General features: G+C 69.3%; 11 protein-coding genes and 3 pseudogenes. 1 reads left to right on the plus strand and 13 read right to left on the minus strand.

The genetic code is table 11. The features are described 5' to 3' along the window. Positions 1–154 precede the first annotated feature (154 nt). Positions 155–943, plus strand: a complete 789-nt coding sequence (locus BMG07_RS21445) for a flagellar brake protein (RefSeq protein WP_198086241.1) — start codon at positions 155–157, stop codon at positions 941–943. Here the strand turns inward: BMG07_RS21445 and BMG07_RS21450 are convergent. The 13 genes and pseudogenes from BMG07_RS21450 to BMG07_RS21510 all read right to left on the minus strand — a co-directional run. Further along, entirely contained in the window at positions 903–1,421 is a 519-nt protein-coding gene (locus BMG07_RS21450; protein ID WP_198086242.1) for an OsmC family protein, read from the minus strand. The two genes, BMG07_RS21445 and BMG07_RS21450, sit on opposite strands and share 41 nt — an antisense overlap. A gap of 25 nt (positions 1,422–1,446) precedes the next feature. Continuing rightward, a complete protein-coding gene (locus tag BMG07_RS21455) occupies positions 1,447–1,998 on the minus strand; it encodes a GNAT family N-acetyltransferase (protein ID WP_198086243.1) in 552 nt (183 codons plus the stop codon). A gap of 47 nt (positions 1,999–2,045) precedes the next feature. After that, positions 2,046–2,773 (minus strand): annotated as a pseudogene (locus BMG07_RS21460) (LrgB family protein). Further along, positions 2,770–3,123: a CidA/LrgA family protein gene (locus tag BMG07_RS21465; RefSeq protein ID WP_198086244.1), complete on the minus strand. Its 354-nt coding sequence runs from the start codon at positions 3,121–3,123 to the stop codon at positions 2,770–2,772. Before BMG07_RS21465 ends, BMG07_RS21460 begins: the two are co-directional and overlap by 4 nt. Positions 3,124–3,146: 23 nt before the next feature. Next, on the minus strand, positions 3,147–4,163 hold the full coding sequence (locus tag BMG07_RS21470) for an aminotransferase class I/II-fold pyridoxal phosphate-dependent enzyme (protein WP_198086245.1): 1,017 nt from the start codon (positions 4,161–4,163) through the stop codon (positions 3,147–3,149). Beyond that, positions 4,160–5,134 carry an adenosylcobinamide-phosphate synthase CbiB gene (cbiB, locus tag BMG07_RS21475; RefSeq protein WP_198086246.1) on the minus strand — a complete coding sequence of 325 codons (975 nt, stop codon included), beginning with the start codon at positions 5,132–5,134 and terminating at the stop codon, positions 4,160–4,162. Before cbiB ends, BMG07_RS21470 begins: the two co-directional genes overlap by 4 nt. A gap of 22 nt (positions 5,135–5,156) precedes the next feature. Further along, positions 5,157–9,176: a cobaltochelatase subunit CobN gene (gene cobN / locus BMG07_RS21480; RefSeq protein ID WP_307867035.1), complete on the minus strand. Its 4,020-nt coding sequence runs from the start codon at positions 9,174–9,176 to the stop codon at positions 5,157–5,159. Further along, a complete protein-coding gene (locus BMG07_RS21485; protein ID WP_081266948.1) occupies positions 9,173–9,526 on the minus strand; it encodes a DUF2149 domain-containing protein in 354 nt (117 codons plus the stop codon). Before BMG07_RS21485 ends, cobN begins: the two co-directional genes overlap by 4 nt. Before the next feature lie 73 nt (positions 9,527–9,599). Continuing rightward, the gene (locus BMG07_RS21490; protein ID WP_198086248.1) at positions 9,600–10,073 is read right to left on the minus strand and encodes a MotA/TolQ/ExbB proton channel family protein; all 474 of its coding nucleotides are present in this window, start codon (positions 10,071–10,073) and stop codon (positions 9,600–9,602) included. Then, positions 10,073–10,771 (minus strand): 5,6-dimethylbenzimidazole synthase, encoded by a 699-nt coding sequence (gene bluB / locus BMG07_RS21495; protein ID WP_198086249.1) that lies wholly within the window; start codon positions 10,769–10,771, stop codon positions 10,073–10,075. The genes BMG07_RS21490 and bluB overlap by 1 nt, the downstream gene beginning before the upstream one ends. Before the next feature lie 177 nt (positions 10,772–10,948). Beyond that, a pseudogene (gene cobO, locus BMG07_RS21500) lies at positions 10,949–11,517 on the minus strand (cob(I)yrinic acid a,c-diamide adenosyltransferase). A 25-nt stretch (positions 11,518–11,542) separates the two neighbouring features. Continuing rightward, positions 11,543–12,333, minus strand: a pseudogene (locus BMG07_RS21505) (ABC transporter ATP-binding protein). Then, positions 12,330–12,670 (minus strand): iron chelate uptake ABC transporter family permease subunit (locus BMG07_RS21510; protein WP_198086250.1); only part of this gene is annotated, 341 nt, incomplete at its 5' end. The gene BMG07_RS21510 and the pseudogene BMG07_RS21505, both read right to left, overlap by 4 nt.

A 12,670-nucleotide genomic window follows, 5' to 3' on the forward strand; every position in this document is an offset into this window, starting at 1 on the left:
AGACTGCGAAAAATTCACGTCCACGGAGAAGTCGCCCGCGCCCCGGTCTTCGCCGCATGCAGCAAATAGTTCACCGCGAGCCTCTAGAATTTCGGCCGGACGATCCCGTCACTCAATGAGCCAGCGCCGATTCCGGCGAGCCAAGCACACAGATATGAACCAGTCGACCGGCCAGACCGACGCGTCCGGCCCCGCGGATGCCGCGCCAGACGAAAGCAAGAACGGCGACGCACGAAGCACCACCGATTTCGCTCGCCGCTCCCCGTTCGAGATCGGCGGCCAGCTGCGCAGCCTCGTCAGCAGCGGCGACTTCCTCACGGTCGTCTACGCGGGCGGCCAGTTCGTGACGCAGCTGCTGGACGTGAACGTGCGCGGCCGCACCTTCATCTTCGACTGGGGCGCCTCGGAGGCGCAGAACCAGGCCCTGCTGGGCGCGCCGCGCAGCCACTTCCATGGCCAGCCGGACGGCGTGCGCGTCGAGTTCGCCACCAATTCGCCGCGCGAGACCCGCTACGAAGGGCTGCCCGCCTTCGAGGCCGACTTTCCCGAGCTGCTGTTCTACGTGCAGCGCCGCGAATACTTCCGCGTCGACGCGCCCATGCGCGGCTCCTACACCTGCACGGTCCGCCTGCCCAAGGGCGACACCTTCCGCCTCGAGGTGCAAGACCTGTCGCTCGGCGGCGTCGGTGTTCACACCGCGGACGAGCGCATCGCCTCATTGCCGATGGGCACGTTGCTGAAGAATTGCGAACTCTCGCTCGGCACCATCGGGCGCCTCTCGCTCGACCTCGAGCTGATGTCGCAGCGCTCCATCGCCCTGCCGCACGGCACGCCGCGCTATCACATGGGCTTTCGCTTCCTCACGCTGCCGGGCAGTGCGGAAAGCCAGCTGCAGCGCCTGATCACGCAGCTTGAACTGGAGCAGCGCGCACCAGAGCGCTGAAGACGCCGGCCGGACAGAACACCGGCTCGCACCGCACCTCGGTCTTCACCGAGTTGGCAATGAAGCACTCGTCGTGCGCCCGGTGATGCATCTGTTCGATCTGCTCTTGCGTGGGCAGCTTGTCACCCGAGAACGTCACCTCCGGGCGCAGCGTGACCACCGTCATCGCCATCTTCCCCTCGGCGTTCTTCTCCATCACGCCCGAGGCCGCGTCGAAGTACCGGTCGACCACGAACTTGCGCTTCACCGCCATCGTGAGGAACCACAGCATGTGGCAGTTCGACAGCGAGGCCACGAACAGCTCTTCCGGGTCGACCGCCGAAGCGTCGGACATGGGCAGCGGCACGACGTGCGGCGACGACGAGCCCGGCAGTTCCACGCCGCCGTCGAAGCGCAGCGTGTGGCGCCGGCTGTAGCCGTTGCCCAGAAAGTCCTGCTCGCCTCTGAGCCAGAGGAGCTCGGCGGTGTAGTGGGCCATGGCGTGTGCTCCTTGCTCGCGGAAGTCAGAGATAGATGAAGTAGCGGAACTTGGTCAGGCTGCCCTGGCTCGGCAGCGTGAGGAAGGTCTCGGCATGCACGCCGCCGTTGGCCACGATCACTTTCTGCGACCCGAAGTTGTCGGGGCTGGTCGTGATCTCGATGCGGCTCAGCCCTTCGCCGGCGGCCAGCGTGAGCATGGCGCGCAGCGCGCGCGTGGCGTAGCCCTTGCGCTGCTTCCACGGCACCACGTGGTAGCCGATGTGGCCCAGGCAGTACACCGGCAACGCAATGCTGCCGGGCTGCCAGCGCAGGTCGATGCTGCCGCAGAACTCGCCGTCCCACATCCAGAGCTTGTAGCCCGGCAGCCGCGGCACGCGCGAGCCGTCGGGCAGCGTGACGGGCGGGCCCTTGGCCTCGCGGTCCACCAGGTTCGCGAGGAACAGCGCGGCATCGGACTCGATGGCCGCTCGCTCCTCGGCGCCCGATTCGGGCCGCGACTCGTCGCGCGCCCAGCCCCGATTGAGCGCCGACACGTAGGCCGGCAGATATGGCTTCGCAGGCCAGACGAGCTCCATCGGGCGCGGTTCGGTGATGGGGCGTGAGCGGTACAGCGGCATCCGCCTCAGGCCCCCATGAGCTTGACGATCAACGGCACCAGCAACGCGGTCGCGATGCCGTTGAGTCCCATGGCCAGCGCCGAGAACGCGCCCGCCGTCTCGTTGACCTGAATCGCCCGCGCCGTGCCGATGCCGTGCGCCGCCATGCCGACCGCAAAACCGCGCACCGCCGGCTCCTTGATGCGCAGCAGGTTCAGCAGCCCGGTCGCCATGATCGCGCCCGAAATGCCGGCAATGGCCGCCGCCACAGCCGCGAGCGACGGCAGCCCGCCGATCTTCTCGGCCACGCCCATTGCGATGGGCATGGTGGCGACTTGGGCGCGAGCGACATCATCAGCTCGTGCGAGCCGCCCAGCACCCACGCGATGCCGATGGCCGACACGATGGCCGCGACCGAGCCCACCAGCAGCGCCACGCCGATCGGCAGCCACAGCCGGCGCAGGCGGCCGACCTGGCTGTAGAGCGGCACGGCCAGCGCCACGGTGGCCGGCCCGATCAGGAAATGCACGAACTTCGCGCCCTCGAAATACGTGTCGTAGGGCGTGCGCGTGAGCAGCAGCACCGAGACGATGACGATCACCGACACCAGCACCGGGTTGACGACCGGGTTGCGCCCGCTGCGCGTGTGCAGCCACAGCGCGCCCAGGTACGCCAACAGCGTGAGCGACAGCCACAGCAGCGGCGACTGCGCGAGAAAGACCCAGATCTCCGACAGCTTCGCGGGCGCGCTCATTCGGCGTCCTTGCCGGTGATGCGGATCATCCAGCGCAAGGTGAGCGCGGTGACGGTCATGGTGAAGGCCGCGCCCACGATGCCGGCCGCCAGGAACGGCAGCCACTCGCGCCCCACTCTTTCGAAATGCAGCATCACGCCCGTCACGGCCGGAATGAACAGCAGCATCAGGTTGCGCAGCAGATGGCCCGACGTGTCGGTCAGCGCCTGCGGCACGCCGCCGCGCACGAGCAGGCCGACGAACAGCAGCAGCATGCCGATCAGCGGCCCGGGAATCGGCAGGCTGAGCCACTGCACGAGCAGTTCGCCCGCGAGCTGGCAAAGAAAAAGCGTGGTGATGGCGTAGAGCATGGTTCTTGTTGGAGGCAGTGCGCTCAGTACGGATGTTCGGGGGAAGCCGCCGCGTTTGTCCACCCCTCTTCGAGGGCCCGTTGGCTCGCCGGCGGCTGCACGCCGAGCCGGACGTGGCCCGGCAGGCCGAAGGAGGCGCAGTCGCGCAGCTTGATGCCCTGGGCGCGCAATGCGGCGGCGACGTGGGGGTACGGCTTGTCGGTGCGGGCGCAGAAGAAGTTCGCGTCGCCGGGCAGGCATTGCCAGCCGAGGGATTCGCAGACGGCACGTTGCTGCGCCTTCCATTCGCGCAGCGTGTCCAGGCTTTGCGCAAGCCAGCGCTGCGCTTCATCGCCGCACCATGCCTCGAGCAGCGCCACGCCGTGCGTGCCCAGCGGCCACGATGCGGCCAGTTGATCGAGGCGCGCCATCAGCGGCGAGGCCGCGGCGTCCGCCGGTGCGATGGCATAAGCGGCGCGAATGCCGGTGAGGCCCATGGCCTTGTTAGGCGTCCACATCTGCCAGACGCGATCGCGCTGTGCGGCGTCCAGCGACGGCCGGCCTTCGAGGCGCAACGGCTCGTAGGCCATGTCGAGCACGCAGGGGCCGCCGCTGCCTTCCGCATGCGCCACGAGGTCGGACTGCGGCTGGCCGAGCGGGCTCGACGGCTCGCAGCACCAGCGCAACGCCGCCGGCTCGAACGGCGCCGGCGCGCGCAGCACCTGCAAGCCCCAGGCCTGCGCGGCGCGCTCGTAGTCGCCGTAGCTGTGCGCGGGCAGCCAGGCCGTGCGGCCGCCGCCCTGCGCAACAGCGGCGCTGATGCGATGGATGAACTCGCTCGCGCTGGCCGCGATCACGATGCGCCCGGCCGCCACGCCATGAAAGCCCGCGAGCCGAGCGCGCAGTGCCGTGTAGCGCGGGTCCGGGTAGTGCGCGGGATCGGCGTCGCGCAGCGCGGCCAGCACGGCGGGGCATGCGCCCACGGCGTTGCCGTTGGTCGAGAAGTCGTGCGGCGCGGCGCCCGATGCGTCGGGGCCGCCGTGGATCAGGTCGCCCGTCATGCCCAACTCACCCCCATCGCCGCCACGATGACCAGCGACGCGCACACAGCCCACGCCAGCACCGCCCTTGCACCCAACTCCGCGGTACGCCGCGTGTCGCCCCCAACTGCAGCGCGACCTTCGGCATTCAGCGCATACACGCCGGGCTTGGCCAGGCGCACGCCCAGCAGCAGAGCCATCGCCGCCATCGGCCAGCCGCTGTTGGGCGACGGCGTGCGCTGCGCCTCTTCGGTCAACCCCGCAGGCCAGCACCCTGCGGCCAATGCGAGCAGCAGCGCGGTGATGCGCGCGGGCAGCCACGACAGCACGTCGTCGGCGCGCGCGGCCCATTTGCCGAACCACGTCCAGTCGCGACCGCCGCGCTCGCCGCGATAGCCCCACATCGCGTCGGCGGTGTTGGCGAAGCGGTAGAGCGCCGCGCCCGGCAAGCCGAACAGCACGAACCAGAACACCGGGGCCACCAGTGAATCGTTGAGGTTCTCGGCGAGCGACTCGATGGCGCTTTCTCGCACCTCGCGCTCGCTGAGCTCGGCCACGTTGCGGCTCACGAGCCGCGCGAGCTGCGCGCGGCCGGCGTCGAGCGACACGGCCAGTGCGTCTTCGACGGCCAGCACCTCGTCGCGCAGCATGCGCCACGCGAACAGCGGCTTGAGCAGCAACCCGAGCACGATGGCCATCGCCCATGCGGGCAGCCACACGGTGACGGCGCCCTGCAAGGCCGACGCCACGCCCCAGACCGCGAGCGCGCCCACGCACCAGGTCAGCGCGCCCATGAAGAAGACCGGCAGGTCGCGCGGCTTGGCCTGGTGATGGCGCGGCGCGAGGCGCGAGCCGATCCAGCCGAGGTACTGCCCCATCCACACCACGGGGTGCAGGCGCGCGGTCGGCTCGCCGAGCCAGCGGTCGACGGCCAGCGCGAGCCACAGCGCGGCGACGAGAACAGGGGGGTAGGTCAGGACTGCATCAGGCATGGGAAGCCGCCATTCTCGCGAATCAGGCGACCGCCCTTCCCCGCCGCCACTGCACCAACGCGCCGAGCGCGACGAGCAGCGCGGCACCGAACGCAACCCACAAGCGCAGCATGACGGATTCGGCCTTCGGCGCCGGTGGTTGATCCGGCGTGGGCTCGAGCTTGAGACCGCTCACGGGCTGTGCGGCGTCCGGCGCGGGCTCGGCTGCCGGAGCCTGCGCAGGTGCGGGTGTCGGCGACGCGACCACCGGCGCGACCGATGGCGCCGGCTTCCGTGGCACCGGTGCAACCGGCGGCGCCAGCTCCGCCGCCACGAAACGCTGCACCCCGGCATTTCGCTCGCGCAACCCGGTCGCGCGCACGGCCTCGGCGTAGGCTTTCGTCAACTCACGCTGGGTCGCTGCATCCGGCTTCCAGTAGTTCAGTCGCACCGCGTCGAGCATGCGTTCCAGCGTCTGCGCGAACGCGGCGCGGTTGTCGCCCTCGAGCCATTCGCGCGTCCCCAGCTTGTACCTGTCGCGCACGTACACATCGTGCAGCGACTGCCACTGGTCTTGCCGCACCGCGTCGGGTGCGGTCACCTGCCAGCCCCAGAGGAACTGCGCGGTCTTCAGCACCTGCAGCGTGCCGCTGTAGCCCTCGGTCTTCTGCGCGGCGATCCACTGCGGATGCAGATAGCGCGTCTGCATCTCGCGCGCGATGGCGCCGGCGGCGGTGTCGGTGCGCACCGCCGCGCCGTCGCGCAGGTTCTGCACGTACAGCGCCGGGTCCTTGCCCGTGAGCTGCCGCACTGCCTGCGCGATGCCGCCCAGGTACTGGAACGGATCGTCGTTGGTGAGCACGCCATAGAGGTTGGAGCTGCGCGCCATCAGCGCCGCATCGACCTGCATGAGGTTGCCCGCATACGCGCCCGGCCGCGCCGCGCCGTCGAGGCCCTTGCCGTAGGCGTGGCCCATGCGGTCCATGTAGAGCTGCGCCATCTGCGCGTCGCCGCCGCCCTTGCGCTGGCTGGCCCATGCGTCGCTGGCCAGCGCGGCTTCTTCGAGGCCGGCGCCGTAGCTGCCCTGCTCGTTCGAGAACACGCGCGCGGTCGACCAGCGTTTGGCCTCTTCCGGCGCGGCACCTTCCGCGCGCAGCTTGCGCGCCAGCGCCTCGCTGTGCTGCGCCACCGCGTTGCCGGGCTCGGGCAGCGCGGCCACTTGCTGCACGGCCTCGTCAAGCCAGCGCATCACGTTGGGAAACTGGTCGCGGTACGAGCCGGTGACGCTGATCAGCACGTCCATGCGCGGACGCCGCAGCACCTGCGCCGGGATCACGTCGATGCCGGTCATGCGCCCCGCGTCATCCCAACGCGGCTTCACACCCATTGCGTAGAAGGCCTGGCTTTCGAGCACGCCTTGATGCCGCGAGGCCTCCCCGGCCCATAGCGTGAACGCGATCTTCCCGGGCGCCTTGCCGCCGTGGCTTTTTGCGTGCCCGGCGATCCAGGCGTCCATGGCCGCGACGCCCGTGTCCCATGCGGCGCGCGTCGGCACGCGGCTCGGATCGAAACCGTAGAGGTTGCGGCCGGTCGGCAAGCTGTCGGGGTTGCGCACCGGGTCGCCGCCGTAGCTGGACTTCAGGTAGCGGCCGTCGAGCGCCGTCAGCAGGCCTTCGATTTCTTCGTTGTGTGCGAGCACCGCATCGAGCTTCTGTGCGCGCTGCGCCAGTTCGCCCAGCTTCTGCACATCGGCCGGCGTCTTGCCCATGGCGCTCGCGGCCGGCGCATCAGTCAGCGCCAGTTCGACCCAGCGCGCGGGGCGCGACGCGGCGATGTTCTTCGCATCGATCAGGAAGGCCTCGTCGATGTCTTCGCCCAACGCTTCCACCAGCGGCTTGCCCAGGATCTGCAGGATCGTCATGCGCCGGCGCTGTGCATCGGGCGCCTGCCCGAAGGTGGCCAGCCCCAGCGGCTGCGCGGTCTGCGCGAGCTCGTCGAGGTACGGATGCAGCACGGCGATGAAGCCCGCGAAATCGGCGCGGATGCGCGCGGGCGTCCACCTCAGGTCGCGGTCGTAGTGCTGTTCGACGAACTCGCCCGTCAGTTGCTTTTCCATCGCCGTCTTCACCGGCCCGGGCGACAGCGTTTCCCAGTCGTGCATGCGTTCGTGCATTGCCTGCACGCCGGGCCGGAAGCCCGCGGGCGCGAACATCGGCGTCGAATGGCTCACCATCGTCGCGCGGCCTCGCCGCTTGGCGGTGGTGGCCTCGCCGAGGTTGTCCATGATGTACGGGTAGACGTTCGGCAAGTCGCCCAGCGCCAGCAGCGGATCGTCCTGCACCGACAGCCCGCGCTCCTTGCCCGCCGACCATTCAACCGTGCCGTGCGTGCCCACATGCACCACCGCGCTCGCGCCGAACTGCGTGCGCAGCCAGAGGTAGGTGGCCAGGTAGCCGTGGCTCAACGGAATGGCCGAGCGGTGGTAGACCTGCCCGGCCTTGTCCGCCACCTGCGTGCCGGGTTCGAAGCGCGGCGGCTGGCGCAGCACGACGACGTTGCCGAAGCTCACGCGCGGAATGACGAAGGCTTGTTCACCGGCCACGGACCGCAGCATCGTCGACTTTTCCGGCGGCCCCCAGTACGCCTCGATGCGCCGCTGCGTTTCCGGCGGCAGCGCGCGAAACCACGCGACGTAGCGCGACAGCGGCAGCGCATCGGCCAGCCCGCCGTCGAGCAGCGGTTGCAGCGCATCGCCCTGCCCGGCCGGGTAGTAGGCCTTCATCGTCGCCTGCACCTGCGCGATCAGCGCGTCGGTGCCCGGCAGTTCGGTGCGGTAGCCCGCGGACTTCATCGCCGCGAGCATGTTGTTCACGCTGCGCGGCACGTTGAGGAACGACGCGCCGAAGTTCGCCTCGCCCGGCGGGTAGTTGTAGACCAGCATCGCGACCCGGCGCTGCGCCGTCGGCGTGCGTTGCAGCCGCAGCAGCGCGGCGGCCTTGGCGGCCACGGCGTCGATCTGCGCGGGCAGCGGCTGCAAGGAGCCCGAGACGCCATCGCGTGCGCTCACGAGCATGGGGTCGGTCATGCCGGCCAGCTCGCTCGGGCTGTAGTACGAGGCAATGTCGGTCTGGGCCAGGCCGTCCTTGCTTTGCGCCCACTGCGAGGCGCTCATCGCCAGCGAAGGCAGCGTCTGCAGCACGGGCACGCCGATGCGCTCCAGCTCGGCCTTGCGCTCGTTGGGGCTGAAGACCAAGGAAGCGTTGACGATGACGTCGGCTACGCGCCGCTCGCCGTCATGCGTCATGCGAAAGAACAGGTCCTTCTGCTGGCGCGGACCGTAGAAGGCGTAGGCGCGCAGGCCGCGTTGCTCGAGCGAGGCGGTCAGCGCATCGAGCCAACCGGTGTCGTCGCCGGTGACGGTGGCGGCGTTGATCGCGATGGCGACCGTGCCGTTGCCCGGCAGGCGTTCCACGGCGGCGATATCGGTTTCGACGCGCGCCCAGCCCGGGTGGTACAGCCCGGCCAGCGGCAGCGATACCGGCGCGGGCAAGCCCGTGAGATTGCCGACCTGCGTCAACACTTTCATGGCCGCGCCCAGATTGGCCGCGCCAGGGAAGCGCCAGTATTCGCGCAGCCGCTGCGCCCACGCAGCGTCGACGCCGCGTTCGGCCGCCAGCGGCGCGGCGGCCGAGGTCTGCCCTTTGGCGACGAGCGCGAACTCGCCGATCAGCACGTAAGGCACGGCCCCGCGCGAGATCGCATCGCCGAAGCGCCCGGCCGCTGCTTGCGCCACGCTGATATGCGGTGCGTCGATCAACAGCAGCCGCGCGCCGTCGAGTGCGCCGGCCAACGACTCCGGCGAATCCTTCGAAGCCGACACCACCTGCAACGGCAGCCCCGCTTCGCGCGCCGCGGTCTCGAGCCGCACCACCCGCGCCGGCGACACCAGCGACGTACTCAGCACCACGACGCGCCCGCCCGCAGGCTGTTGCGCATGCGCTGGCGCCAGAAACCCCAGCCCGCCCAGCAACAGCCAGACGAAACAGAAGAAAACCCGCGTCACTTCCCGCCCTGCGCAGGCACCGCATCCGCCGGTACGTAGACCATCGTTCCGTCCTTCAGCCGCCATGCGGTACCGGCCTTCTCGCCATCGCCCTGCCCCGTCGCGCCGCTGGCCTTGAAGCGCGTGAGCTTCTGGCCTTCGCGCGTGATGATCTCCATGTCGGGCTTGCCCTCGTTGCGAATGATCGTCACCTTGTCCTGCGCGAACGGGTTCATCGGGTTGTTGATGACCGCGATCATCAGCATGCCGATCACCACCATGAACACGTCGATGAGGTTGATGGTCGACAACACCGGATCGTCGTCGTCGCTGTCCAGGCTACTGAGAATGGAAAACTGCCGACGGCTCATTGGTGCACCCTTGGCGCTGCGCGCCTTCCCGCCAGGCGGGAGCGAGCTTGCTTGGGGCGGCCCGGCGCGGCGCTCATGACAGCCGATCCCGCGCGTCGAGCACCGTCACCAGCTCGCGCATCAGCCAACGCCGGCGCACCGTGTAGACCACGAAGGTGATCGAGGCCGAAGCCAGCGCAACGATCACGCTCGCGAACGCCGGCGCCAGGCTCTGCGCCACCCCTTGCGATTCACCCGAAGCCACGGCCACCAGCGCCGGCCCCATCGGAATCATCGTGGCGATCAGCCCCAGCATCGGCGCCACGCGGCTGCACAGCCGCACGCCTTCGAGCTGCTTGAGCACGACCAGCTCCATCTGCTCCTGGCTGGCCGCGACATGCCGGTGCAGGACCAGCGCACGAGAAGGGTCGCGGCGCCGCTGCACGTACTCGATGCCGAACGCGCCAAGGCAATACACCGCATAGACAAAAGACAGCAGCACGCCCAACGTCACGGGCCAGAGGAACAAGCGCGCAAGCTCGAACAGAACGGTGTCGAAAGCCAGCATCAGGTGGGCTCCGAAGTTGAAGAGGATTGATCGAACAGGTCCGAAGCCTGGCCCCAGCATTCATCGAACATCAGCGACGCCAGCGGCGCGCGTTTCGCCCAGCGCTCGCGCTGCAGCATCGGCTCTTCATAGAACTGATGCACCGGCCCAAGGCACAGCAAGGCGATGGGCTCAGCGCCTTCAGGCAACCCGAGCAGCACCGCCACTTCAGCCGGATCGAACAGCGACACCCACCCCATGCCCAGCCCTTCAGCCCGCGCCGCGAGCCAGAGGTTCTGGATGGCGCAGGAGGCCGAGGCCAGATCCATTTGCGGCAGCGTCCGGCGACCGAACACATGCTTCTCACGCCCGTCCGCCAAGGTCACGACCAGCAGTTCGGCCGCGTCGAGCAGCCCTTGCACCTTGAGCCGCATGAACTCGTCTTCACGCTCGCCGAGTGCGCGGGCCGTGAGCACGCGTTCCTGTTCGACCACGTGGTGCAGCTGCTGCCGCAACGCCTCACCGCGAACGCGAATGAAGCGCCACGGCTGCATGAAGCCGACGCTGGGTGCGTGGTGCGCCGCATCGAGCAGCCGACGCAGCACTTCAGGCGCTACCTGCCCGCCCGCGAAGTGGCGCATGTCGCGACGTTCGTGGATGGCGCGGTAGACCGCCCGTGCCTCTTCTTCTGTAAAAGCTGGACTGGCCACGGTGGTCATTCGGGGTGCGTGCACTGGACACGCCGCTGGTGCTCGCCGATCAACGACCGTTCGACATCACGCTCACGTCGATGGTGTGCTCTGCGCAGCGAAATAAAGGAGGAGGCCGCAGGCCGGGGGACATTCGCGGAGCAGAGCACACCGTCGGCGTGAGCGCGCCCTGAACAACTATTCACGTCAGTCCTCGATCCCGCGTTGCGCAGGAATCCCGGCCTTGAACGCGTGCTTGATCAACGTCATCTCCGTCACGGTATCGGCCAGCTCGATGATCTCCGGCGGGCAACGACGACCTGTGAGCACCACATGCACATGCTTGGGCCGCGCGCGCAAAGTTTCGAGCACGCCCTCGAGCGGCAACCAGCCGTAGATCAGCGGGTACGTGATCTCGTCGAGCACCACCAGGAAGAATTCGCCAGACATGATCGCCGCCTTGGCCTTTTCCCAGCCGTCGCGGGCGAGTTGGCCCGAGCGTTCCAGGTCCTGGCTCTTCCAGCTGAAACCGTCGCCGAGCCCTTCGATCGGAATGCCGATCTGCTCGAACATGCGGTGCTCGCCGAAACGCGCCGAGGGCACCTTCATGAACTGGTAGATCTTCACCGCCTTGCCGCGGCCATGGGCGCGCAGCGCCAGGCCGAAGGCGCCGTGCTCTTGCCCTTGCCGTCGCCGGTGTTGACGATGACGATGCCGCGGCGCTCGCCCTCGGGCTTTTCGTAAGGCTTTTCGCTGGGAGGGGTTTCGATCTGCATGGTTTCTCGATTCGTAGGTTCTTGGTTACTTCGGCAGCGCGATCCACTGGTCCGCGACGCGGTGTACGCGAATGCGGTGGTCGAACACCTGCTCGAGCGCGGTGTGGGTGGCGGGGTCGCTGCAGCCACCGTGGTGAATGACGCGGCCCTGGTTCATCACGACCAGTTCGTCGGCGGCCAGCGCCATCGGCAGTTCGTGCAGCACGCTGACCACCGTCTTGCCTTCGGCGACGAGGGCGCGCGCGTCTGCATCCAGTCGGCCTGATGCGGCGGGTCGAGGTTGGCGAGCGGCTCGTCCATCAGCAGCAACTCGGCCTCGACCGCGAGCGCGCGCGCCAGCAGCACGCGCTGGCGCTCGCCGCCGGAGAGCTGCCCCAGCGGGCGGTCGCGCCAGTCCCAGGCCTGGGTGGTGCGCAACGCGCGCTCGACCGCATCGCGATCGGCCGCGCTCGGGGCCGCGAGCCAGCGCTGATGCGGCAGCCGGCCGAGCATGGCGACGTCGTAGACCATGAGGTCGTCGGCGCTGCCCTCTCCCGTGCCGCTCTGGCCGAGCCACGAGAGGCGCTGCGCGCGAATGCGCGCCGGCATCTTGCCCTGGGCCTCGCCGAACAGCCGCACCTCGCCGCGATGCGCGAGCAGTCCCGCCAGCGCCTTGAGCAAGGTCGACTTGCCCGCCCCGTTCGGCCCGACGATGCTGGTCCAGCGGCCGGACGCCAGCGCCAGGTCGATGCCGTGCAGCACCTCGGTCGTGCCGAGCGTGGCGCTCAGGCGGCGCGCTTCGAGCGCCGGGGTGTTGTTGTTCACCACGCTGCTCATGCCACGCCGCTCCGCGCGCCGCGCCGGTGCATCAGCCACAGCAGGTAGCTGCCGCCGAGCACGGCCGTGAGCACGCCCACGGGCAGCTCTTGCGGCGCGATCAGCCAGCGCGCCAGCAGGTCGGCCGCCATCAGCAGCAGCCCGCCCATCAATGCCGACAACACGATCAGCCGCGCGTGCGTGGTCTTGACGACCGAGCGCACCAGGTGCGGCGCCGCCAGGCCGACGAAAGCGATCAGTCCGGTCTGCGCCACGGCCGCGCCCGTGGCCAGCGCGAGGACCACCACCAGCGCCGCGCGCATCGCGCCCAGCGGCAGGCCCAGGCTGCGCGCCGTGG

This window comes from Variovorax sp. E3 (genome assembly GCF_016082275.1).
In the GTDB taxonomy this organism is placed as follows: Bacteria; Pseudomonadota; Gammaproteobacteria; order Burkholderiales; family Burkholderiaceae_C; genus Variovorax.